Source organism: Kaistella yonginensis, from assembly GCF_030409525.1.
Classification (GTDB): Bacteria; Bacteroidota; Bacteroidia; order Flavobacteriales; family Weeksellaceae; genus Kaistella; species Kaistella yonginensis.
The window spans coordinates 193,084-217,418 of the sequence record NZ_JAUFQB010000007.1; the positions used below are offsets into that span (position 1 = coordinate 193,084).

Here is a 24,335-nt window from a genome sequence, read left to right on the forward strand (position 1 = left end):
AGAATTGAATCTTTAAAATCCTAAAATTTATTTTTTGATAATATTCCATTTTTTTTGGCAGTTTTTTATAAATTTGATAAAATTAATTTTCTAAAGAAAACACAATATTACGATGTGATAATTACTCCTCTTATCTTCTATTCATCATTTGTCATAATTCGATTTGGTGAAGCATGCCTTACTTAGCTGCAATTTACAGAAGCAACTAATTGTACATTTATTGATGAAATTAAAATTTTTACAACGTTCTACCAATACATATTCGGATTATCATCGTTTATTGCTATTGGAATTATAAAAGTAATTATTGAAAAATATACTAATCAATAGGTAATAGTATGTTTTTAGTATTTAAAATTAAAAACAGACTAAAAATAGTATTAACAAACCAAAAGAGATTCACTCATTCCACTCAAAAATCATAACTTTGTGATAAAGTAAAAAGTATATGGAAACGAAGAAAGAATTTTTTCTCGAGTGTTATCAACTCGGCATTATCAAGTTTGGCAGGTTTACCCTAAAATCGGGAATTGAAAGCCCTTTTTATGTGGATTTACGTCCACTGGCCTCTGATCCTAAAATCCTGAAAAAGCTGGCCAATTATATGCTGGATATGCTTCCTCTGGATAACTTCGACTTGATTTGCGGTGTTCCCTACGCGGCACTACCTATGGCGACTGCCATGTCCCTGGAAAGCTACTTGCCCCTTATCATCAAACGAAAAGAAGCCAAACAATACGGCACCAAAAAAATTCTGGAAGGCATCTATACTTCCGGCCAAAACTGCTTGTTGGTAGAAGATGTAGTCACCTCGGGAGCTTCCCTACTCGAAACCATTCCGGAGATTGAAAACGAAGGAATTACCGTTTCTGACATTGTGGTTGTTTTGGACCGACAGCAAGGCGGCAAAGAAATTCTGGAGCAAAAGGGATTCCGCGTGCATACCCTCTTTACGATTTCTGAAGTATGCGCCATGTTGAAAGAAGAAGGACACCTTGCCGATGATGAAGTAGAACGCATCAATGATTTTCTAGCCGGGAATGTGGTGAAGTTCAAAGAAGAAAAAAGAATTTCTTATGAGGATAAATTGGCACTTTGCGAGCACTCGGTGGCACAAAAATTATTAGAAATTGCTCTGGAGAAAAGATCAAACCTCATTGTCTCTGCAGATGTAACCTCAACACCTGAGTTATTGGCCCTGGCAGAAAAAGTAGGTCCGCATATCGTAGCGCTCAAAATGCATATGGATATTTTGATGGATTTTGATGCAGACAAAACGATATTACCTTTAAAAGATTTAGCAACCAAATACAATTTCCTGTTGATGGAAGACCGTAAATTTGCAGACATCGGAAACACCCAAGAATTGCAGTTTTCATATGGAATTTATAAAATTTCGAACTGGGCAGATTTTGTAACGGCGCAAGTAATTGCGGGCTATGAATCGCTCGATTGTTTCAGAAATGTAGGCGTAGTTGCCATCATAGGCATGTCTTCTAAAGGAACGCTGACTACAGCAGACTATCGGGAAGAAGCAACCAATATCGCTTTATCCCATCCCAACGTTTTCGGCGGTGTTTCTCAATATAAAATTCCAAATGAGCTGCTTCTGTTCACCCCCGGCATTAATCTGGCGGAAACAGGTGATGGCAAAGGCCAACAGTATAATACGCCGGAGCATGCCTTCTCACAACTAGAATCAGATTTCATTATCGTGGGGCGTGGCATTTACAAAGCAGATGATGCTGAAAAAGCGGCCCTGAATTATAGAATAGCAGGTTGGAATGCCTACGAAGCAAGTTTGTAAATTTCTTCAATTCAATAAAATAAGCGCTCGCAGATTAGGCAGATCATCCAGGTACACCCTCTTGAAAATCGTAATCATTTAAGCTGCAAAATATATTGATTTTCAGTTGCTGATTGTTCTCGTAATTTTTCACGTAAAGAAAACTTTAGATAAACCAAAAGCCTCTAAAACTTCTTACTCTTAATTTGAGTAAATTTTGTTTGTTCCATCATTTTAGGTAATAAGAATTAAGGTAATGGGTTTTTATCAATGGGTTCAGAAATTTGTAAATTGATTTTGGTTAAGGTTTTTAAGAGCAATTGCTTAAAAATCTTACTGGTAAAATGTTGTAAATTATATATTTGTAAATCTAAACAGGCTCTAAACTTTGTCTAATTTAATCTTATTATTTCTCTGTTTATTTCTGGGATTTTTTCTTCGGAAAACAAAACTGTTTCCAGAAAACGGACATCTTGCCTTAAATTCTTTTGTGATTAATATTTCACTATCGGCCTTGTCACTATATTATATTCCGAAAATCGTGTTAAACTTTCAAGTGATTTTTCCGGTGATGGTTCCTTGGCTGAATGTGATCTTAGCCTTTGTCTTTTTTAGTTTTTGGGGTAAAATCAGGAACTGGTCGAAAGCCGTAATTGGAGCCTTAATTCTTTGTGCAGGTTTCGGAAACACCTCTTTTGTAGGAATTCCGGTAATTCAGTCTTTGTATGGCGAAAGCGGTTTAGAAACCGTGATGCTGGTTGATCAACCGGGTTCTTTTGTAGCACTTTCCACCTTGGGAATTACGCTTGCTAATTTTTATTCAGGCGAAAAAAATTCGGTTACAGAAATTCTAAAAAAGATTTTGAAATTCCCACCATTTGTTGCCTTCTCGGTTGCAGTGGTATTGAACATATTTAACATTGACGTACCCTTCGTCATTGACGATGTTTTTGCAAAACTCGGCGCCACCACGGTTCCCCTGGCCTTGGTTTCGGTTGGCAGCCAGCTGAAATGGCAAAAATTAGAACACGATGCCAAGCCTTTGTTTTGGGCATTGCTGTTCAAACTGATTGTATTCCCCACCTTTATATTCGTATTGTTTTTTCTGGTATTAAAACAAAGAGGAACCATGATTGAGATCGCTTTTTTAGAATCTGCCATGGGTCCTATGGTGACTGCGGTGATTATCGCTTCAGCACATCGCTTGGAACCTAAATTGTGCAATCTAATTCTGGGTATAGGTATTCCGCTATCGTTGGTGACTTTGGCGGTTTGGTACCTGATTTTGCACTATTCAGGAATGATGGCGAATTAAAAAGCTTCGATTTATTTTTAAGAAAAATACCTTTCTTATCCTGGCTCAAGACCCATCAATTTAAAGATTCGTAAATTTGTTGCTTTAAAAAATACATTATGAAAGTAGATATTTGGAGCGACATCCGTTGCCCGTTTTGTTATGTTGGAAAAAAGAATTTTGAAAAAGCTTTGGACCAGTTTCCCCATAAAGATAAAGTTGAAGTAACTTGGCACAGCTTTCAACTGGATCCCGACTTGAAAACACAACCGGAAAAAAATTCGCTAGAATATTTTGCTGAAGCAAAAAGAGTTTCCCCAGAACAAGCCAAAGAAATGCATGACCACGTTTCTAAGGCAGGAAAAGAAGCGGGTATCAACTTTAATTTTGAGCATCAAAAAATTGCCAATTCTTACCGCGCGCACCTTTTACTGCAATTGGCTGCAACAAAAAACCTTGCCAATGAAGCAGAGGAAGCTTTGTTTAAAGCCCAGCTGGTCGATGGTAAAAATATTGATGATGAAGCCACTTTAATTGAAATTGGAAAATCAATTTCTTTGACGGAAACCGACATCAAACAGGCTTTGCAATCTGATGATTTCGGTATGGAAGTTACGCGTGATATGATGTTGGCGCGACAAATGGGCATCAGCGGGGTACCATTTTTTGTGATTAATGATAAATATGGCGTCTCGGGTGCACAACCAACAACCGCTTTTAGCGAGGTTTTAGAAAATTCATGGAAAGAGTTTTCGGCCGGAGATAAAGGTTTGCAAATTATTCATGGCGGCGAAAGTTGCGATGTTGACGGTAACTGCGATTAAAAAAGTTCCACGCGACAAAAGATCACTTCCGGAATATTTATTTCGGAAGTTTTTTTTATCTTTAATGAAATGCGAATTGTGAAATTAAAATAATCTTAATTTTCATTAAATCTAAAAGATATGAGCAGAGGATTTGTAAAAGAAGACGACCAGGAAGACATTCCATTAGTACCACCCAGGGCCGATTTACCAAGTGGAACTGATAATTTCGTGACTCAAATTGGATTAAATTTGTTATTGGAAGAAAAAGAAGAATTATTACGTGAACAGGAAAATCTGGATTCTTCACAAGAAAAAGAGTATCGTATCTCCTTTAATCACCTCAACGCAAAACTTCAATTGCTCACTGAAAGAATCACCTCGGCAAAAGTGGTCGATTCTAAAAAACTCCCACAAGATGAAATTCATTTTGGCGCCACGGTGACCTTTAAAAATGTAGAAAACAATTCAACGCAAACTTTTCAATTAGTCGGTGTGGATGAAGCCAATATTGCTCAAAAAAAACTGTCTTTTACAACGCCTTTGGCAAAAGCGCTGCTTCATAAAAAAGCAGGTGACCACGGCATCTTAGATTTAGGAGCCAAGCGTAGTACTTTTAAAATTTTGAAGATTGAATATTAAGAGAATAAAGCTCATTTTTCTGTTAAGATAATTAGCTCTTAGAATTACTGTAAACGGCGAAATCTTTTAATGACCGTTGGTTTAAAAGTATATTTTGCAGTAATGGTTTCCGGTGCGTTTACATCGAGTTCATACCAAGGGGAAAATTGTAGATTTTTATGGTTCACTAAAATATGAATATCCTGTGCCGGCATAAAACTCTCGGCTAACAAATACAATTTTTTGCCCGCTGTATTTCTCGCCACACCGACGATAATCACCGAGTGGCCTGGACTTCCGGGTTTTATTAAAAAGTCACCAGGCTTGATGTCTGCATTATTTTGAACGGCCACCGATTCCCGATCCAAGGAAATCGTACCCGCGTATCTGAAAATAAGTTGTAAATAATTTTGAAAGTTTTCATAAGAATCATCAACTTTTCCAGTGTCTACAAACCGTACTTTTTTCTTGAGTTCTTGCGTTCGGAGTCCGTTTTTATAATCCTTCCAGGACAGGAATTGCGCACTTGTAAATTCAAAACCAATCTCGTCAAACCGTTGATGAAGCCAAAGATATTCTGCGTACAGGCGAATCCAGGCATCTGCACATTGCTGTAGGTCTTTGTTGCCAACGCTAATTCTTAAAATTGCACTATGGTGCTGTTGCTGTTCGATGAGCGTTCCGGAGAAATCTCTCACCGGAAAATGAGATGGGTGAAGCGGAAAATTGCTGAGGAATTCGCTAAAGCTTCCAGGTGGTTGATTCACCCACGAAAAACCTTTTGGCGGTACAAAGCGTGCGCGAATGGTGGATTTGGAGGTATCGATCACCAATGGCAGCGTGGTCTCAATCACTTGCGAGTATATCTTTGGAAAAGATAAAAACAACAGTATGACGCTTAGTCGTCTCAAGTGGCATTATTTTTATAGGGTTTATCAAAATTACTTATTATTTCTAAATACTGAAAAATAACACTAATTTTTAAAAAACATCGTTATATTTGAGCTACGTTTGACCATGAAAAGATATTCCACCGCCCTTTTATTTCTTTTACTCTATGTTGGGATTTCTGCTCAGCAGGATTCTATTCACATCACTGCGAAAATAACTGAAAATAATAATGTTATTTCAGTTCAGCAGGAAATTATTTACTACAATAAGAGCACGCAACCTTTAGAAAAAATAAAACTCTTTAATTGGGTTGCCGCTTATAAAAACAGAAAAACGCCGCTTCTTGTACGCAGCATTCAAGATCGCAGCAACGATATGTATTTTGCCAAGCGCAAAGAATTAGGCGATACCGACGAATTACAAATTAAAATTAATGACTCTGACTGGGAATATATCTCTGGCAATGTTGAAAATATTTATTTTCCACTGTATGAGACCTTAGCACCTGGAAAACAAGTTAAAATTTCTTTACGATATCAACTCCATCTTCCCGACCAGAAATTTACCACGTATGGAATGGGCAAAGAACAGCTCTCACTAAAGTATTTTTTCATTGTTCCTGATGGGTTTGAGGATGAAAATCAAACGCCCAAATACTATTTAAATATTGAAGAAAACCAAAGTCCAGGAAATTACTGGAAAGTTCAGTTCGACTTACCTCCGGCGTATTTTGCAGAAAGCAACTTAGAAAAAACGCAATACAACACCTTTGAAGGAACCCTCAATAAAGATCCCGAATTTTTTATTTCTAAAAATAAAGGAACACAGATGCTGACGCAAATCGACGGTGAAAACATTGCAATCAATTTTGCTTATCCTTTGAGCTTTGCAGAAAAACAAAGTCTCGAGTTTTATCTCCCTTTGCAACTTCACTTTATTAAAAATAAAATTGGCAAGCTACCCACTAAAATTTTCATCACTGAAAAATTTAAAAACGATGAAAACTTCACCGGTATTGATGACTTAAAATTCTGGAAATTTCAATATCAACTCTTTGAAAATCATGAACAAACCGACCTTCATTATTTTAGTATTCTAGCAAAAGCAATTGTTCAAAGGGCGGCTATATTCGAAAAAAGCAGCGATCATTGGTTGATGAATGGTTTAAAAACTTATCTCGAAATCGAGTATATCAACCGGTATTACAACGATCGAAAACTCTTAGGCGATTTACCAGACCACCTGAAGTTATTTGGGCTAAAACCGTTGAAATTATTCCAACTTTCAAAATTGCAGCTTCGCGAAAGATATGGTCTTGCATATCAATATATTGTGACCCAAAATTTAGATCAAAAGATCAGTGAGCCTTTTGAAAACCTCAGTAACTTCAATGCTACAGCCATCAGCCACTTTGAAACGGGAAGTCTCTTTTCTTTTATCGCAGACAAGATGGGTCAGGAAAAATTCGATGATTTTCTCATTCATTATCTGGCTCAGTATGCCGAAAAACCGGTGGATCAAAAGGTATTTTTAGAGGAGCTTTCAGTGGCTTCCGCCTACTCTTCCGACTTTTTAGAACCTTTTATTCAACAAAAGAACAGGGTCAACTTTAAGTTGAAAAGATATAAAAAATTGGGTGATGATTTTCAAGTTAAAGTAGTTAAAAATACGGCGCAAACCATTCCATTTAAAATTGAAACCGAAGAAAAATCTGGAAAAAAACAGACGTTTTGGTTTGACACAGATGACTCTCAAAAAGTAGTGCCCTACACTATTCCTCAAGCACAGGCCGATAAAATCATTATTAATGATGGTTATATTTTCCCAGAAAAAAACTTTCGAGATAATTATTTATATACCAAAGGCTTTTTTGCCAATACCAAAAAAATCAAGTTCAAGGTTTTTAAAGACATCCCGAATCCCGAATACAATGAAATATATGTGAATCCGCGTTTGAACTTTAACGCCTATGATAAAGTTTTGTTTGGAATTAACTTTAAAAATGCCTCCCTGTTTGACCGCAAGTTTCAATATTCCTTCACCCCGTATTTCAGTTCAGGTACAGGACAATTGGCAGGATCTGGTGGGATTTCCTATTCGTTTCAACCAGCCAACAGCTTTTACCGAAGTTTAGACTTTGGCGTTTCTACCTCCCACTTCCATTATGATTTTGACTTGACTTACCGAAAAATTGGCGCGTATGTCGGGATGAATTTTGCAAAAAACCCACGGACGGATATTGGCAGATCCCTTGCCTTTTCCTACAATTATTTAGACAAAGAGCTGGCACCACTAAAAGCACAAAGCGAATATGGTAAATATAATTTATGGAATCTGGGGTACGGTTTTTCTGATCGAACTTTAATTCATGAAAAATCATACAGCGCTAATTTCCAATGGATGGAAGATTTTCAAAAAATATCAAGTGAGTTTTCTTATCGATGGGAATATGCAAAAGATAAAAAGCTGAGCATGCGCGTTTTCGGCGGGTACTTCCTGACCAATACTACCAAAAACAACCTTTTTAATTATGGTATTTCGCGGGTTTCTAATTATGCTTTTTCGTATGGTTTGTTGGGACAAAGTGCTACCTCTGGACTGTTTGCGCAACAGTTAATCATTGCCGAGGGTGGTTTTAAATCCTATTTGGGTACCACTGCGAATAAGTGGATTACCTCGGTGAATGTAGATTCTCATGTGTGGCGTTGGTTCAATATGTATGCGGATGCCGGTGTTTATAAAAATAAAAATAAAAATAAAAGCGCAGAATTTATTTGGGATTCTGGCATCAAGGTAAAAGTAATTCCCGATTTTCTAGAAGTCTATTTTCCCGTTCAAAGTTCGTTGGGCTTCGAACCTTCATTTAAAGATTACGGAAAAAGAATACGGTTTACCCTGGTTCTGAATTTCAATGCTATTACCAGTTATTTTAGAAGAGGTTGGTTTTAGAAAACAGTTCCAAAGTCCTTTAAAACTTTTTAAAAACGAAGCAGTTATATTTTTATCATTTAACCATTAAGAATCCATTAAGCAGCTAAGAAGATTAATATTTCCTCTGGAAATTAGATCGTGTAAAAAATTTCAACCCATAAAAAAAAGCGACTCCAAATTGGAGCCGCTTTCAATTTTATAAATAATAAAACTATAATTAGTTCTTCATTACTTTTCTGCTCACTTTTGCAGAACCGTTATCTACGGTTACAATGTACATTCCTTTTGTTAAAGAAGAAGTGTTGATTGATTCACCACTGTTAATTCTGTTTGAACTCACCAATTTTCCTTCAGCCGTGTAGATGTTTACCGTTGCTCTTGCTGGAAGAATTACGGTCAAAGCATCTTTAACATTGGTATTCATTTTAATGGCTTTGTCAAAAGAAGTAACATCGGTAACTGCCATTGTCGCTTTATCCATTAAAGAGAAATCATCAAACTGAGCTACGGTTGCATTATTGTAAGCTCTTACGGCTACATCAAGATTGGTAGCACCAGTACCAGCAGGCATTTCTGCAGTATGTTTAGTCCATACTGCTGCAGATGGCAAATATCCGTTGTTGGTACGGAAAGCATCTGTATCAGCATTTGCTGTCGTGTAAACTGGTACTCCTGCTGCGGTTTTGTAAACGCTCCATAATCTGGTATCTGTATCATCACCGGCAGATTTATACCAAAAAGAAATTACGTAGGTTTTACCATCGGTTACAGGAACATTTTGGAAGAAACCGGTTGTTGCAGTTGCCCCAGGATATCCTGCAGACTGCGTTCCAGAATGAACATCGCTTGTAGAAATTACAGGAGCAGTGTAAGAACCTGTAGGACCAGAAGCCCAAGGTGCTAAACCGGCTTCAAATCCTGGATTTGTTAATAATTCCTGAGAAAATGCCGTTGTACTTATTGCAAGTACGCTTAAAATTGTAAAGATCTTTTTCATTGTATTGAAATTTAAAAATTAATATTCTATTTTGATACTACAAATTTACGAAATTGTTTTTTAGCAAACCCAATTCAAAATATAAATCATGTTTAAAACAAAAGATTACCATTGCTGGCAATCTTTCGTTTTAAAGTAATCTGAGAATTATTTTTTGATAATTTTCTGAGAAATTGTTTTTCCGTTTACGATTGCCGTTACGATATACATTCCTTTTGTTAAAGTTGCAACGTCTAATGAAGTGTTTTCATTAACAGATGCAGTTTTGACAACTTGACCGTTCATGTTCAGAATTTGAATATCAGCTTTTGCAGTGAACATCATGGTATTACCTACAACGGTATTTTTAACCAAGTTCGTTTTGGCTGAATTAACGTCAACCACCGCCATTGTAGGCAAAGAATAAGTTACCGAAATAGATGTAATTCTTAATTGAGCAGATGTAGTATTTGCATTTTGGAAAGTAAGAGAATTTGCCGCTTCTATACCCGAAATTGTATAAGTAGTTCCAGTTAGTGTAGCCGTTTGACTTGTTTGGCCATCAACACTAAATTTAACTAAAGGTGTATTCCCTGAAACTGCATTAATTACCAAATCAGTAATTTTCGCTCCATTAATTGGCAAGAGTGTCATTGAACATCCATTACCATTTGCGGAATAATACAATCGTACATTATTACCACTTGTGAAATAAGTAGGTGGATTTGATGCCTCATTTTTTGCTGCAGTGAAATTGATATTTGAATCAATTGAGCCCGCATTCAAAATCGTAGAATTTGCCCAACCCTGATCACCAAACACATAGTTTACAGTTGTTTGTGCATTAACACTTGCAGCCAAAATTACAGCTGCGAATAAAGAATAGATTTTTTTCATAGTTTGAAAATTTAAATTATTAATAATTATTAGCGCAAAAATAAGAACTATTTTGCTAATTCCCTAATTCCAACATGAATTATATATTAAATATGCAACAACAATTTTAAAAAGACTTTTTCGTTACTTTTACACCATTGTTTCTAAAGCGTTTTGATTAAAAAAATACTATTCTTATTCATTTATGTAACTGCATTAAGCCTATTTAATGCTCAGATTTTTACGTGGCAAAATCCTAATATTTCAAAAGACTCTTTAAAAAAAGATTCCATCCTTACAGCGAAAATTGAAAAAGATATTTTCTCGAAAGACACTTTGGATTTTATCAGAATGCCGAATAAAACCATTATTGATGAAGGTGTTTTGGTTAAAAATACACGGTCTCAAATTCTAGGCGATCTAAATTCTAAAGGTTCTATTATCAGAGGAATCACGTTTGGGAATAATCAGGGACAAAGCGTGCAGAGTTCCATGGATTTGCAGATTACCGGAAAACTCTCGAACGATGTTTCAATTCTGGCTTCGATTTCCGATCATAATCTGCCGATTCAAGCAGATGGTTATACGCAAACGCTTGAGGAATTCGACAAGATTTATCTTCAACTCAATATAAAAGACAACTCGATTTTGCGTGCCGGTCATTTGGATCTAATGGATGAAAAAACCTATTTCGGTCGTTTTCAAAGACGGAGTATGGGTTTGGAATATCAAACACAATTTGGAACAACAAATAAAACCTTTACCAATATTTCTGCTGGTGTAGCCCGAAGCGAATTTCACCGGATCCGGTTTCAAGGGGTCGAAGGTAACCAAGGTCCCTATCGACTCCACGGAAAAAGTGGCGAACAGTTTATTACCATTATTTCCGGATCTGAACAGGTTTTCATCGACGGTATTTTGATGAAACGTGGTGAAAGTCAGGATTACACCATTAATTACAATACAGGCGAAATTACCTTTACCAGTTTCCGGCCGATTTTTAAGCAAAATTATATTACCATTTCGTACAATTATACCAATCGAAATTACTCGCGCTTTTTAGTAACCGGCCGCGTTCAACACGAAAGAGAAAAAGTAAAGTTTGGTTTCAACTGGTTTATGGAAAACGATAATAAAAATGCGCCTCTTTCTTTAAATCTATCCAAAGAAGACGAGCAGATTTTAGCCAATGCCGGAAATGATCAGAATTTGATGTACGCACCCTCAGGAACTGTTTCAGAATATGATGTAAATAAAATCCTCTACCAAATCATTCAAAATCCGCTCGGGAATTATTATGAATTCTCGAATGATCAAACGCAAACTTTATATCAGGTTTCCTTTACCTATTTTGGAGACAATTTGGGAGATTATCGTTTAAAGCAAACCACGAATAACGGACGCGTTTTTGAATATGCAGGTCCAAATGCTGGCGCGTACAAAGCTGTTCGCAAATTGCCATCACCACAAAAATCACAGGTTTTCTCTACCAATGCTGAAGTTCTTTTGACGGAGGGAAAAGTGGGTGCAGACTTTTCCTTAAGTAATTTCGACCTGAATCTCTTTTCTTCTAAAGATTCCAGTGAAAATATCGGCTATGCCGGAAGGGTTTTTGGATATAAAACCTTTAGTAAAAATAACTGGCAAGGAACGCCGAGTTTTGAATATCAACATATCAATTCGCAGTTTCATATTCTAGACCGAATCAATGATGTTGAGTTTTCCAGAGATTTTAATTTAGCGCAGGAGTTTAATCAAATTACCCAAAACCGCTTAATTTTTAGTTTTCTGAATCAATGGAAAAACCGTTCTTTTTTGAATTATAAAATCAATTATTTAGATGAAACAGATTCTTATTCCGGGATAAAAAATGATCTGGATTTCGGCTGGCTAAAAGGAAAATTCAGCACCAATGGAAACTTCTCTTATCTCGATACGAAGTCAACTTTTCAGAATACCAACTTTACAAGAGCTGCCATTGCCACAGAATATGCTGCCAAAAAAGGAAGTTGGGGAATCGGTGCGAGTATGGAGCAGAATTTAAAAAACTTTAATGAAACCAAGGTGCTCGATGTGACGAGTTACCGCTGGAAAGAGGTTTTCGTTCAGAAAAAAGTGGGTGACTCTGCGAGAACTAAACTTTTGGCAAAAATGTATTTGAGAGATAATGATTCCGTAAGAAATAATACCTTGCAAAACAGAAATCAAATTCTGGGTTTTATGGCGGAAAGTCAAATCATTAAAACCGAAAAAACCACTTTATCTGCTCTGCTCCATTATCGAAAATTCTTTGAAAAAACCGATGATTCACAGGCCAAGTTTAATCAGGACTTCATCGTTGGAAATATGACTTATCAGCAACAATTATTCAATAACGGAATCCGTTTGCAGGCTTTTTATGAATTGGGAAATGGCCAAGAAGCGCAACGGGAATTTCAGTATATCAAGGTGACCGACGGACAGGGCGTTTATAAATGGACGGATTATAACGGGGATGGAATTCAACAGTTAGACGAATTTGAAATTGCAGAATATGCAGATTTGGCGCAGTATATCAGGATTTACACGAATACCGTAAATTATATTCCATCCAATAAAAATAAAATGCAGTTGGCTTTGTTCGTCAATCCTTCCGTAATTTTTGATTCTGAAAATCAGTTTCTGAAAAGATGGAACTTTAATCTTTCCATTAATTCTCAAAATTCATATTTGAAAAAAGAAAAGGTTTTTGTTTTGAATCCGTTCGAAAAAAATGAAGATCAGATTCTAAAAAATCAAAATATTCTGGCTTCGGCGCAATTTAATCCTACCGACAAATCGGGCTGGAACGGAAATTACCGTTTTATCGCCAACAATAATTTGATCAATGCGAACTTTAGTAATGAAAAACGAACCCAAGTTTCTCATTTCCTGAATATCGGACATTGGTTTGGGAAAGATTTCCGGATTGATTGGGAAAATTTGGTTCATGCAATTGAAAATTCATCGCAACTTTTTAAGAGCAGGGATTACCAATTGCAAAATTTGGAAACCAAACCTAAAGCAACGTATAAGTTTACAGAAGCGATTCAGTCTGAACTTTCTTTGGCCTTTCGTCAGAAAAAAAGAATTGATGGCGACGAGTTTTTAAAGACGTTCGACCTTACGGGAAGTTTACAATGGGATTGGCGGAAAACTTCGGTTCGCGGCAATTTCTCCTTTATTAAAAATGATTTCATCGGAAATAATTTTTCGATTGTCGGTAACCAAATGCTCGATGGTTTGAAACCGGGGAAAAATCAGGTGTGGTCAGTATTTTTACAACAGGCCTTGAATTCATTTATTCAACTGAACGTAAATTATGAAGGAAGAAATTCTGGTGAACGAACGATTCACATGGGATCAATGCAGGTGAAAGCGAGTTTTTAGAAGTATGAATATTTGGGCACGAATGCACGGATATTTCTAAACTTTTCAATGAAACCTTCAAAAAAACACTCCAAAATTTGAGACAGAAATTGCACAAATTAAAATTTAACCATTAACGTTCATTGAGGAATTAAGAGGATTAAGATTTCCTTCGGAAATTGAACTGCGCAAAAATTTTCTGATTTTTTAGATTAAAAAACAAGTTGAGAATTCAGAATTCACCATTGACCATTAACCATTCACTTTTTCCCCTTGCCTCTTTTTACTTTTTTTTTGGCTCTTCTTAGTCTTCATATATCACATACTTCAATCTGATTTTCTGAAAGTTCTCCAAATCATTTTTCCATGATGATCGGATTTCAGCCGCAGATTTTCCAGCGATGATCTGCTTTCTCAATTCATCAGTTCCCGCTAATTTATCAAAAAACAGATTCTTTAAAAAGAAATCCTGTTGTGGATTTTTATAATCTTTAAATGCTTTTAAAAGCCAGTCTAAATTCAAACTTCGTAAATCTTCCGGATAGTCTGCCAAGTTTTCACCATAACATAATTTCCCGTTTAGAAATGGATCTTTTGCTCCCGCAGAAGGTTTCGGAGTAAACGCATACGGCAAATTTTTTGTCCACGGAGAACCATAGATTTGAAAAGGTACAGGAGTTCCGCGTCCGACGGAAACTTGTGTTCCTTCAAAAAAACATAAACTTGGATAAAGATTGATGGATTGGTCATTCGGCAAGTTTGGCGAGGGTGGTGCCAGCATTTCATACCGTTGTTTTTTATGATAACCTTTCATCGGAATTAAAGTATATTTCACCTGTATACCCTTCTCCAACCATTTTTCACCGTTGACCATTTTTCCATATTCGCCAATGGTCAATCCATAAACTACGGGAATTTGATGCATTCCGACAAAACTTTTCCATTGGTTTTTAAGTACAGGTCCATCAATATATCCATCGTGAGGATTCGGTCGATCGAGAACGATTACTTCCACATTATTTTCAGCGGCGGCCTCCATTACATAAGTCAAAGTAGAAATATAAGTATAGAATCTCACCCCCACATCTTGAATATCAAAAAGAACAATATCAATTCCTTTTAATTGCTCTGGCTTTGGTTTTTTATTCGATCCATATAGAGAAACAATTGGAATTCCCGTTTTGGTATCAATTCCATTTTTCACATGCTCACCGGCATCAGCATCTCCACGGAAACCGTGTTCAGGTGCAAAAATCGATTTTATTTTAATATTATTTTTAACCAAAAAATCAACCAGGAAAGTTTGATCTTTCAGTAAGCCTGTTTGATTGGTGACGATTCCAATCGTTTTGCTTTTTAATAAAGGAAGATACAATTCTGGGCGGTCTGCACCGGTTTCGAAACAGTTTTTATCAAGGTTTTGGGCAAAACTGATTTGGTAAAAACCAAAATAAATTAGCACAATCAGAAGTAAATCTTTATTTTTGAGGCTTAAAATCATACGATTGAATTTTCCGTTATATTTTTCTAAAAAAATTGCATTTTCCAAAGATAATAAAAATAATCTCTCACGGGTTATTGTCTTTATTGGTCGGCTTTCCGTTGCGTTAGGTGTGATTGTTTCGCTCATTACGGTTTCAACTGGGGTGGGTTCCAAAAAAGCGATTAAAGAACGAATGGCTGATTTTTCCGGTCATATTTCGGTAAAATCAAAACAATCCAATAATTCTTATAACTCCTCTATTTTAAGCAATGAAGGACTGGAACTCCCAAAAATAAAGGCGCTGCCCGATGTGGCAACTACCCAAAAGTACGTGGCTGTAAGCGGAATTTTGCGCAACGAGCATAATTTTGCAGGAATTATTTTCAAAGGGGTTGGCAAAGATTTTGACTCCGTTCGATTCCGTAAATTTTTAGTGGCGGGTCGCGCACCAAAAATTTCAGAAAATGGATTTAACAATGGGATTTGTATTTCCCAAAAAATTGCAACCGATCTTCATTTGGGTGTAAGAGACAGTATTGTCGCTATTTTTTCTAAAGAAAATCAAAGTCCGCTTTATCGCAAATTTGAAATCGTAGGCATTTATAAAACCGATATTAAATTGATTGATGACCTGTTCGTAATTGGTGGCATCAATCATGCGCGCAAAATTCAAGGAATGGAAAAGTCTGAAATCGGTGGCATTGATATTTTCCTAAAAAATATTAACAATATTGATGAAGATGCTCCCCTCGTCGAAAAGTTAGTGGGTTATAAAAACTATACCGTGAAAGCGACCGACGAATATCCGCAAATCATGGATTTCATTGCGATTTTCGATACCAATATTGCATTGATTATTACCATTATGCTCATCGTGGTCATTATCAATATCATCATGGTTTTGTTGATTTTAATTATCGAACGAACCAATTCCATCGGAATGTTGAAGACTTTAGGTGCCACCAACGGACAAATCCGAACGATATTCATTAATTATACATTAATGATTATGATTCCGGGCTTACTCTTTGGTAACTTAATTGGATTGGCATTTTTATTTATTCAAAAATATTTTGGCCTTATCACCTTAAATCCAGAAAATTACTATTTAAGTGTGGTTCCCGTTGAAATCAACATCGTGCATATTGTACTCATCTCTTTGGGCATACTCATCGTATCTGGCATTTCCTTGGTTCTTCCCAGTTATTTGATCAGTAAAATATCTCCGGTGAAAGCCATTAAATACAATTAACATTTAAAATTATATCTTTGCAAATTCGTAAATTTCTTATCGATTTTTACGAAATTAATAATGACAAAAACAGCACTTGATTTCATTTAAAAACACACAAATAGATGACGAAAGTGAGCATTAGATTAAAAATACTCTTATGAAATACGCACAAAATATTCTTGAAACCATCGGCAATACGCCGCTCGTAAAACTGAACAAAGTTTTGGGTGATGATTTTCCAGCCTTGGTTTTAGCAAAAGTAGAAACCTTTAATCCGGGCAATTCTGTAAAAGACAGAATGGCTTTGAAAATGATTGAAGACGCAGAAAAAGACGGACGCTTAAAACCGGGAGGAACAATTATCGAAGGGACTTCCGGAAACACGGGAATGGGTTTGGCATTGGCTGCAATCGTAAAAGGATACCAATGTATTTTTGTAACCAACGCCAAACAGTCGAAAGAAAAAAATGACATTTTAAGAGCTGTTGGAGCCGAAGTAATCGTTTGCCCAACCGACGTAACCCCAGATGATCCGAGGTCGTATTACTGCGTTTCAAAGCGATTGGGCGAAGAAGTAGAAAACGGTTGGTATGTGAATCAATATGATAATTTATCAAATCGATTGGCGCATTACGAATCTACTGCCCCAGAAATCTGGGAGCAAACAGCTGGTCAACTAACCCATTTCGTTGCGGGAGCAGGAACAGGCGGTACGATCACCGGCTGCGGAACTTTCTTTAAAGAAAAAAATAAAGAAATTAAAGTGATTGGCGTAGATACCTACGGTTCCATTTTAAAAGAATATCACGAAACGGGTGAATTTCATCCAGACCATGCTCATTCCTACATTACAGAAGGAATTGGCGAAGATATTATTCCCGAAAATTATGATATGTCGGTCATCGATCATTTCGAAAAAGTGACCGATAAAGACGGTGCAATTTATGCAAGAAAACTCGCTAAAGAAGAAGGGATTTTTTGTGGTTACTCTGCCGGAAGTGCGATTGCTGCCTTGATTCAAATGAAAGACCAGTTCACCAAAGATGATGTGATTGTTGTTTTGTTACACGATCACGGTTCGCGTTATGTAGGGAAAATCTACAATGATGAATGGATGAAGGAAATGGGTTGGTTGTAAAAGTTTTAACTTTAATCCTTCAAGGATTTAAAATCCTTGAAGGATTCAGAGAAATTCAGTCAGTTTTTTAGTCAAGTTTCTACGAGAAAATTGCTGAATATTTTGAGTTTGAGAATACAACTTTCCCGATTTCCACTCCTCATATTTTTCAAGGAAGAATGTTTTTAATTCTGATTCATCATCATACGAAAAATGCTTTCCTGCATTGGTTTCTTCTAAAATTTTTTTTACATCACTTTCTTTCGGTCCAAAAGAAACAATTGGCCTGCCTGTAGCTAAATATTCAAAAATTTTACCGGGGATAATTCCTTTTGAACTCTCGTCTGGAAAATTGGTGATTAAGAGTAGATCAGCGTCTTGCATTTCGTTATTCGCTTCAGCATGAGAAAGATAACCTAAATTATTGACGCAATTTTTAAGAGCAGATTGTTCGATTTCTGTCAGGATTTTATGATCAATTCTACCGACCAACTTTAATTGAAAAGTATTTTTAAAATCCTGGTTTTCTAAAATAAGTTCGTTTAAAACCTTCCATAAAACGTCGGGATTTCTAAGTTGTTCTAAAACGCCGATATAACTAAGTGTAAATTTCGAATTTTCAAATTTGAAATTCTCCAATTGTCGGATTTTCAGATTTGCATTTTCATCAAAACCATTGGTAATACAAAACGCATTTGCACCTTTTTTTCTTAAATTTTCAGCATCAGAAAAACTGGTGGCTAAGGTAATATCGGCAGTTTCAAAAACTTGCTTTTCCAGGTTTCTGTGTTTCTGATCCGCAGGTTTGGTGAGTTTCAGATGTTTGTAATAGGAAATTTCCGTCCATGGATCTCGGAAATCGGCCATCCATTTTAGATCAGGAAATTCCATTTTTAATTCCAAACCAATTAAATGCATAGAGTGAGGAGGACCCGTCGTAACAAAAGCCTCAAACTGATTTTCTTTCAAATACTTTTTCAAATATTCAACGGATGGTTTTACCCAAAAAACGCGTGCATCCGGAATGAAGAAATTTCCTCGAACCCAAATTGATAGCTTAGATTTCCAGGATTGATTTTTACCAACATCAAATTGTCCGGCTTTGAATTTTTTATTGTCTTTGCCGAAAAACTCTGCGATTTGATATGGTTCCCAAATCTTGGTTTTAATGATTTCTAAATCATCAGAAACCTCGTTTTCCAGCGTTTCATCAACAATGGGATAGCTTGGATTTTCGGGGACAAAAACAGTCGGATTCCAACCGAATTCAGGTAAATATTTTGTAAATTTCAACCAGCGCTGAACACCTGGCCCACCTGCTGGGGGCCAATAATACGTGATGATTAATATTTTTTTAGTTGGTTTCATTATAAATTTTAACCGCAAAAGAAGCAAAAGATTGATGCGAAAATAGGATATTCAAAAGATGGCAAAATATACATTTTTAGTTAATCATATTGATCAAAGTATTTATTAATGAATGTTTCTTGTCCGAAATGATAAATATTCTTGACATTAAAATTGATCAATATTCCTTTTGGTACTTTTAGTAAATTCATATAATTTAATACTTGTGATTTATGAATATCTATGATTTGATTAACTGCTTTTATTTCTAAGACAATTAAATCTTCAACTGAAAAATCGCATATAAAATCACACTCTAAATTTTTATCTCTATAAAATACCGGAATAACAAACTCCGATTTAAATTGAATATCTCTCATCCTAAATTCTTCTTCTAACGCTTTATGATAAACAATTTCTGCTATACCCGCACCTAAAATTTTATGCACCTCAATGCAGACTCCGTTAGTTTTATAAGTTAAATCGGTGATAAATTTTTGTGTTATCATCAATGCTAAATTACAATTTTGCAATCTTTTGATTTACTTAAAAAGCCACGTTTCTTTTGTCTCTTTTTTGGGTAGAAAATTAAAAGCATGAAAATCCCACAAACGTTTTGCACCTGATGAGTTTCTTACACAGCCAAATTTTTCCTGTCTTTTTCGCGGTATAAAAAATAAATTCCCAAGCCACTCAACAACAAAAACAATCCAAAGGCGATCATTGAAATAATTTTTCCTTGGGCGATCACCTTTGGAGCAAAAATCATTTTAATGCTATGTTTTCCGGCCGGAACGTATACTGCTCTTAACAAATAATTTGCTTTAATGTAGGGAACTTCGACCTCATCAACGTACATTTTCCAACCTTTGGGATAATAGATTTCTGAAAACACTGCCAATTGTGGCGTCTTTGATTCGGAGGTAAACTCTAGTTCGTCTGCCTTATATTTTTTTAAATCTAAAAAAGCAGTTGAATCTTGTTTCAAGGGTTTTTCCACAAAATATTTTTGATCTTCTTTGGCAATTACGGCCACTTTTTTATTGTTGACAATTGCGATTTGATCCAGTTCTTCGTTGGGCGTGTTTACAAATTTGAGCTCAGAAACAAACCAGGCATTTCCATTTGCATCAGCATTGGTCAACCCTTCTGGCTTATCAGGAGATCCGAAGATCATATATTTTGTATTCAGCAAATTCAGAATTCGCGGAACTTTTACCGTATCCATTTTACCAAAATATTCATTGATCAGATCATCATATCTTCTTAATTTCACCGCATGATAACCGCCAACCGAGGATTTAAAAAAAGAGGTATTGGTTTCGTTAAACGCACCTAAAACCTGATTGTAAATTCGGTAATGGCCTTTGTCTTTTTCTGCGATGGTTTCCAATGTTTTGTTCATATTGGTATTATCCAAAAGTGATTTTAGATTGGTGTTATCGCCTACTTTCTGCATCAACAGTTCTGAATTTTCTGTTTGGAAAGGATTTTCAGTAAAAGCTTTATCAATGAAATTATCATTGTTTAAATACCTTTTATTAACACTCCATAAATCAAAGAAACTCACCAAACCAATGATGATGATTGCTGTGTTTTGCGTGACTTTATTCTTTAAACTCAAAAATAAAACCCCAGCCGTAATGGTGACAAAAGCAATGGCCTTCATGGCATCGATGCTGAACATTTTATATCGCTGCTCCACTAGAAAATCCAGTAAAAACGGCGGTAGATATGTTTTTTCTGTTGGCGTATAGAAACCTAAAATCGATTTTCCAAAAAGCAATAGCAAGATGGTAATTCCTAAGACTACAGCACTTACATAGATTAGGATTTTCTTTTTATAATCTTCTGCCAAAATATTTCCTGTAGCGGTTTCTATTTTTTCATTTGAGTTAAAGAAACGGTATAATCCAACAATCGCAATGAGTGGAAATAATAATTCTACCACAACTAAAATAGAGCTCGGGGCTCTAAACTTATTATAGAAAGGAACATAATCGATGAATAAATCGGAAACCACCATAAAATTACTTCCCCATGCTAACAGAATGGTTAAAATTGAGGCTCCTAAAATCCAATATTTATATTTCTTCCAACCGAAGAAAAACCCTAGAATAGCCAGGAAACAAACTACTGCACCTTGATAAGCCGGTCCAGAAGTTCCCGGTTGTTCACCCCAATATGTTAACCCACCGAATCCTTTTGAAATTCGATCCATTTCTTGTTGAGAAGATACATTTTCCTGTACCAACTGTTGCAACTTCGCCATCATCTCTTCTGAACCCTCTTCGTTGCTTGCGCCTCCCATTAAGCGTGGAATAAACAAATTCAGAGTTTCTAATTTCCCATAACTCCACATCAACATGCTTTCTTTATCCATGCCGGATTTATCGGCCGAATGTTTTTCATTATCCAAAATCTGCTTGCCGCGCACGGTTTCGGTGATATATTCTGAATTGGCCATGATTCGCTGAGAATTCATTCCAATCCCTAAAACAAAAGCAAAAGCTAAAATTCCGGTAGAAATACCAAAATGTTTCCAGTCGGTTTTTCCTAGAAAAGCACGGATCAATTCTGACAAGAATAAAAATGCCAACGCTAGAAACAGATAATATGTCATCTGCGGGTGATTTGCTGCAATCTGAAGACCCATAAACAGTGTGGTGACAATAAATCCTAACACATATTTTTTGCGGATATACACCAAAAGTACTCCGGCCAAAAGTGGTGCAAAATAAGCAACCGTATGGATTTTCCCGTTATGTCCCGCAGCAAGTGCAATGTAGAAATAAGTGGAAAGTCCGAAAAAAGTCGCTCCCAAAAGTGCGTATTTCCAGTTTCTTACCGCAACTAAACCTAAAAGAAAAAACCCAGAAAAAAGCAGAAAAATATAGTTGGCTGGCTTGGGTAAAAAGTTCAGTAAATTATCAATATTTTTAATAATATCCCCGCGAAATTGCGAACCCATTTGATAGGTCGGCATCCCACCAAACATCGAATCACTCCAGTAGGTTTCTTTTCCATTTTCAGCACGATAATCCAACAATTCCTTTGCGCCGCCTTTATACTGCACAATATCATGTTGAAAAAGTTGCTTTCCGGTTAAGACAGGATTGGCGTAAATCACGGCCAGCAAAACGAAAACGATTAAGCTTCCGATAATGAAAATTAAATTTTTATTTTTTAACATTCTTAAGGTTTATTATTGAGAAAAACCCTTCGACATCGTCAAAGGATTTACACTTATTTACTTTTCTTTCGGGTCTTTTACTTCCTCGTAATCCACGGTTTCTGCATCCCAATTAATTTTTGAATCCAAATTTTTATTGGTTTTCTGCTGGGTTACATTTTCTTCATTTCTTGGCCTTGGAAATTTAAAAATTTTCGTAAAAAACATTCTTTTTAAAAAATTCCAAACAAAAAAAATGATTACCGTTGTTAGAATTAATTCTAATATATATTTCATTTTCTATTTTTGATAAAGGATAAAGTTTTATTTTTAAACTCCTGAGCAATACTACTTTACAGGATTTACCACCACCGTAGAATTCGATACTGATTTCATGGTCTGTGATTGTTTTCCATCGGAAAGCGTTTCAATCTGGGTTGTTTTCACGGCGATGTTTTGATTCTTTACCCAGCCTGTTTTTTGATCCAACGTGATGGTTCCATTTTGTGATAATTCAGAGCTCATCGATCTGGTGACGCCTTCCTGAGTTTGTTTATCCGATTTTTTTGGGATTCCGCCGGCGACTGAGATTTCCGCTAGTCCATTGGCTACACTTTTTAAAGTATAAGTGGTGGTCAGTTTAATTTTTCCGTCTGGCGTTGCATTTTCACTTGCAGACCATTTGTCGCCAATCTTCACTCCTTTTGCAGGAATCAAAACCAAGTTCTTCGTGAATTGATCTTTCAACATTTTCTCGTTGAAACTCTGTTTGAAACTATTGATAAAAGCAGTTTTATCTTTAGTATCTTTAATTGTTGATCCAACAGACGCTGCAATTTTATTATAAACGGTATCGAAACCTGTAATAGAAATTACTTTTCCGGCTTCGGTCATTTTTAAATTTAATTTATTTCCCACCAAAGCTTTGTTCACTTTCCACATCATTTTCAATTGCTCATCTTTTGGTTCCGCTTGTTTGGTGTCAACTGCAACTGTTTTTCCATTGGCAGACTGCGAATTTCTTTTCCCAGATAGATTAATCGTGATATCATAAATACCATTTTTAAAATCATTCACGGTAAATGACATTTCATCGGTCATTTCGCTGGTTCCACTTTGGGATTTCCCATCCGGAGCCGTCATGGTTTGTACATCTTTTTGAAACGTAACTAAAGGATAAGTTTGCCCTTTTTCTAGTTTAAAAGTCTGTTTGTAAATTCCCAAAGAATCTTTAATCGCCAAAACCTGTTCTGGAGCTTTCTCCATTTTTACTGAATCTGAAGGACTTCCTACCGGAACTTCTATCGTCATTGTTTTTCCGGTTTCGGGATCTATTTTGGAAATGGTTTTGGTTTCTTTTTTACAGGCAGCTAGGGTTATAGCAAGAAGCGCAAGGGCTGTGAATTTTTTCATTTACTGATTTTTCTGCATTTCATTTAAAGTCGATTTCTAAAGTTTTCTATTTTTAGAAACCATTGGCAAATTTAGGGTAATTATTTCTGATGGTTTCAAACATTATATATTTTTAACATGCTTTAATACTATAAAAAGCTTTTCATTCGATTCTTTACGATATAAAAAAGTCGGACTAAAATCCGACTTAAACTAATATTTTTAGAGTATTTATGAATTTTCATTAATTCTCTTTATCGTAAGGGAAATTTCTAGAAACTTTTCTCATCATACGTTCTACTACGTCATCAGTTGATGTAGCAATACTATCATCCAAGGTTTTGAAAAATCTCCAAAGTAATTCTCCATCTTTTCCGTCGTTAATCGTTAAAGTTAAAGTTCCAGTTCCTGTCTTTCCACCAAAGCCACCAAATAAAACGGCAGTTGCAATAGCCCCTGCTTCTGATTTTGTTTGTTCTATTTCATAATTACCACCTACAATTGCATCAACCCCTAAAATCGCAGCAAGTTCATCCTTAGTTGTTTCATCTAATTTATCTAATAAACCTGCTCTTTTCAATAAAATATTTGTCTTATCCACATCTTGAAAAGAAACGCTGTATTTATCACGCTTTCGTAAGAGAAAAGTATACATACTCGCTTGGATACTTTGAGACATTTTTCTTTCTTGCTCCTTATTTGCTTCAGCACTGAAGTTTTTAGGTTGCTTTTTGTAATTGATTGTTACTTCAAATGGAATGATTGCGACCGTTTTTTGCGCTGCAATTTTTTCACTTAGTTTTGGTGCTTCAAAAATTTGCTTCTGTGCAATGGCATTTAATGATGCTGTAAGAACCAAAATGGTAAAGATTTTTTTCATAAAATTTATTTTAATTTAGGACGCTAAAATAAATATTTTCTAACCCGTTGTGCATTTAGAAATATAGGAAAAAAGATTGTTCATTTGATTAAAAAATCGTATATTTACCTGACTACCAATCACTTAAATACATGAACAATCTCAT

The 24,335-nt window shown here is 35.9% G+C and carries 18 protein-coding genes; 8 read left to right on the top strand and 10 right to left on the bottom strand.

The window, feature by feature from the left end:
- Window positions 1-448 precede the first annotated feature (448 nt).
- The 4 genes from pyrF (at window position 449) to QWY78_RS03060 (ending at window position 4,525) form a co-directional block, all read left to right on the top strand.
- The gene (gene pyrF, locus QWY78_RS03045; RefSeq protein WP_290216459.1) at window positions 449-1,807 is read left to right on the top strand and encodes an orotidine-5'-phosphate decarboxylase; all 1,359 of its coding nucleotides are present in this window, start codon (window positions 449-451) and stop codon (window positions 1,805-1,807) included.
- Between the two features lie 367 nt (window positions 1,808-2,174).
- Entirely contained in the window at window positions 2,175-3,101 is a 927-nt protein-coding gene (locus QWY78_RS03050) for an AEC family transporter (RefSeq protein ID WP_290216461.1), read from the top strand.
- A 98-nt stretch (window positions 3,102-3,199) separates the two neighbouring features.
- The gene (locus tag QWY78_RS03055) at window positions 3,200-3,904 is read left to right on the top strand and encodes a DsbA family oxidoreductase (protein ID WP_290216463.1); all 705 of its coding nucleotides are present in this window, start codon (window positions 3,200-3,202) and stop codon (window positions 3,902-3,904) included.
- Window positions 3,905-4,024: 120 nt separating this feature from the next.
- Window positions 4,025-4,525 (top strand): GreA/GreB family elongation factor, encoded by a 501-nt coding sequence (locus tag QWY78_RS03060; protein WP_290216464.1) that lies wholly within the window; start codon window positions 4,025-4,027, stop codon window positions 4,523-4,525.
- Between the two features lie 44 nt (window positions 4,526-4,569).
- On the opposite strand, the gene QWY78_RS03065 is transcribed toward QWY78_RS03060, so the two are convergent.
- Window positions 4,570-5,415, bottom strand: coding sequence for a DUF4846 domain-containing protein (locus tag QWY78_RS03065; RefSeq protein WP_290216466.1), 846 nt, complete (start codon window positions 5,413-5,415; stop codon window positions 4,570-4,572).
- Between the two features lie 106 nt (window positions 5,416-5,521).
- Between QWY78_RS03065 and QWY78_RS03070 the strand changes: the two genes are divergently transcribed.
- Entirely contained in the window at window positions 5,522-8,344 is a 2,823-nt protein-coding gene (locus QWY78_RS03070) for an aminopeptidase (protein WP_290216468.1), read from the top strand.
- A gap of 199 nt (window positions 8,345-8,543) precedes the next feature.
- Here the strand turns inward: QWY78_RS03070 and QWY78_RS03075 are convergent, their stop codons facing one another.
- A complete protein-coding gene (locus tag QWY78_RS03075; RefSeq protein ID WP_290216470.1) occupies window positions 8,544-9,323 on the bottom strand; it encodes a T9SS type A sorting domain-containing protein in 780 nt (259 codons plus the stop codon).
- Window positions 9,324-9,470: 147 nt separating this feature from the next.
- On the bottom strand, window positions 9,471-10,199 hold the full coding sequence (locus QWY78_RS03080; protein WP_290216472.1) for a T9SS type A sorting domain-containing protein: 729 nt from the start codon (window positions 10,197-10,199) through the stop codon (window positions 9,471-9,473).
- A gap of 330 nt (window positions 10,200-10,529) precedes the next feature.
- On the opposite strand from QWY78_RS03080, the gene QWY78_RS03085 reads away from it, so the two are divergent.
- Window positions 10,530-13,586, top strand: coding sequence for a DUF8818 domain-containing protein (locus QWY78_RS03085; RefSeq protein WP_435389040.1), 3,057 nt, complete (start codon window positions 10,530-10,532; stop codon window positions 13,584-13,586).
- 283 nt (window positions 13,587-13,869) lie between these two features.
- Here QWY78_RS03085 and QWY78_RS03090 read toward each other — a convergent pair whose 3' ends face one another.
- Window positions 13,870-15,066, bottom strand: a complete 1,197-nt coding sequence (locus QWY78_RS03090; protein ID WP_290216474.1) for an exo-beta-N-acetylmuramidase NamZ family protein — start codon at window positions 15,064-15,066, stop codon at window positions 13,870-13,872.
- A gap of 4 nt (window positions 15,067-15,070) precedes the next feature.
- Here QWY78_RS03090 and QWY78_RS03095 point away from each other — a divergent pair, with 4 nt between their 5' ends.
- Together QWY78_RS03095 and QWY78_RS03100 are read left to right on the top strand one after the other, a co-directional pair.
- On the top strand, window positions 15,071-16,300 hold the full coding sequence (locus QWY78_RS03095; protein ID WP_290216476.1) for an ABC transporter permease: 1,230 nt from the start codon (window positions 15,071-15,073) through the stop codon (window positions 16,298-16,300).
- A 139-nt stretch (window positions 16,301-16,439) separates the two neighbouring features.
- Entirely contained in the window at window positions 16,440-17,420 is a 981-nt protein-coding gene (locus QWY78_RS03100) for a PLP-dependent cysteine synthase family protein (RefSeq protein ID WP_290216478.1), read from the top strand.
- A gap of 45 nt (window positions 17,421-17,465) precedes the next feature.
- On the opposite strand, the gene QWY78_RS03105 is transcribed toward QWY78_RS03100, so the two are convergent.
- The 6 genes from QWY78_RS03105 to QWY78_RS03130 all read right to left on the bottom strand — a co-directional run bounded on the left by QWY78_RS03105 (window position 17,466) and on the right by QWY78_RS03130 (window position 24,190).
- The gene (locus tag QWY78_RS03105; RefSeq protein ID WP_290216479.1) at window positions 17,466-18,767 is read right to left on the bottom strand and encodes a glycosyltransferase; all 1,302 of its coding nucleotides are present in this window, start codon (window positions 18,765-18,767) and stop codon (window positions 17,466-17,468) included.
- Window positions 18,768-18,847: 80 nt separating this feature from the next.
- Window positions 18,848-19,255 carry a GxxExxY protein gene (locus QWY78_RS03110; protein WP_290216480.1) on the bottom strand — a complete coding sequence of 136 codons (408 nt, stop codon included), beginning with the start codon at window positions 19,253-19,255 and terminating at the stop codon, window positions 18,848-18,850.
- Between the two features lie 125 nt (window positions 19,256-19,380).
- Window positions 19,381-21,939 carry a YfhO family protein gene (locus QWY78_RS03115; protein WP_290216481.1) on the bottom strand — a complete coding sequence of 853 codons (2,559 nt, stop codon included), beginning with the start codon at window positions 21,937-21,939 and terminating at the stop codon, window positions 19,381-19,383.
- 57 nt (window positions 21,940-21,996) lie between these two features.
- The gene (locus QWY78_RS03120) at window positions 21,997-22,215 is read right to left on the bottom strand and encodes a hypothetical protein (protein ID WP_290216482.1); all 219 of its coding nucleotides are present in this window, start codon (window positions 22,213-22,215) and stop codon (window positions 21,997-21,999) included.
- Between the two features lie 51 nt (window positions 22,216-22,266).
- On the bottom strand, window positions 22,267-23,331 hold the full coding sequence (locus QWY78_RS03125; protein ID WP_290216483.1) for a DUF6263 family protein: 1,065 nt from the start codon (window positions 23,329-23,331) through the stop codon (window positions 22,267-22,269).
- A gap of 223 nt (window positions 23,332-23,554) precedes the next feature.
- Window positions 23,555-24,190, bottom strand: a complete 636-nt coding sequence (locus tag QWY78_RS03130; protein WP_290216484.1) for a hypothetical protein — start codon at window positions 24,188-24,190, stop codon at window positions 23,555-23,557.
- Between the last annotated feature and the right edge of the window lie 145 nt (window positions 24,191-24,335).

Coding starts and splice junctions, on each gene's coding strand:
- pyrF (WP_290216459.1), top strand. CDS start 449: ATGGAAACGAAGAAAGAATTTTTTCTCGAGTGTTATCAACTCGGCATT.
- QWY78_RS03055 (WP_290216463.1), top strand. CDS start 3,200: ATGAAAGTAGATATTTGGAGCGACATCCGTTGCCCGTTTTGTTATGTT.
- QWY78_RS03060 (WP_290216464.1), top strand. CDS start 4,025: ATGAGCAGAGGATTTGTAAAAGAAGACGACCAGGAAGACATTCCATTA.
- QWY78_RS03070 (WP_290216468.1), top strand. CDS start 5,522: ATGAAAAGATATTCCACCGCCCTTTTATTTCTTTTACTCTATGTTGGG.
- QWY78_RS03075 (WP_290216470.1), bottom strand. CDS start 9,323: ATGAAAAAGATCTTTACAATTTTAAGCGTACTTGCAATAAGTACAACG.
- QWY78_RS03080 (WP_290216472.1), bottom strand. CDS start 10,199: ATGAAAAAAATCTATTCTTTATTCGCAGCTGTAATTTTGGCTGCAAGT.
- QWY78_RS03085 (WP_435389040.1), top strand. CDS start 10,530: ATGCCGAATAAAACCATTATTGATGAAGGTGTTTTGGTTAAAAATACA.
- QWY78_RS03090 (WP_290216474.1), bottom strand. CDS start 15,066: ATGATTTTAAGCCTCAAAAATAAAGATTTACTTCTGATTGTGCTAATT.
- QWY78_RS03100 (WP_290216478.1), top strand. CDS start 16,440: ATGAAATACGCACAAAATATTCTTGAAACCATCGGCAATACGCCGCTC.
- QWY78_RS03105 (WP_290216479.1), bottom strand. CDS start 18,767: ATGAAACCAACTAAAAAAATATTAATCATCACGTATTATTGGCCCCCA.
- QWY78_RS03110 (WP_290216480.1), bottom strand. CDS start 19,255: ATGATAACACAAAAATTTATCACCGATTTAACTTATAAAACTAACGGA.
- QWY78_RS03115 (WP_290216481.1), bottom strand. CDS start 21,939: ATGTTAAAAAATAAAAATTTAATTTTCATTATCGGAAGCTTAATCGTT.
- QWY78_RS03120 (WP_290216482.1), bottom strand. CDS start 22,215: ATGAAATATATATTAGAATTAATTCTAACAACGGTAATCATTTTTTTT.
- QWY78_RS03125 (WP_290216483.1), bottom strand. CDS start 23,331: ATGAAAAAATTCACAGCCCTTGCGCTTCTTGCTATAACCCTAGCTGCC.
- QWY78_RS03130 (WP_290216484.1), bottom strand. CDS start 24,190: ATGAAAAAAATCTTTACCATTTTGGTTCTTACAGCATCATTAAATGCC.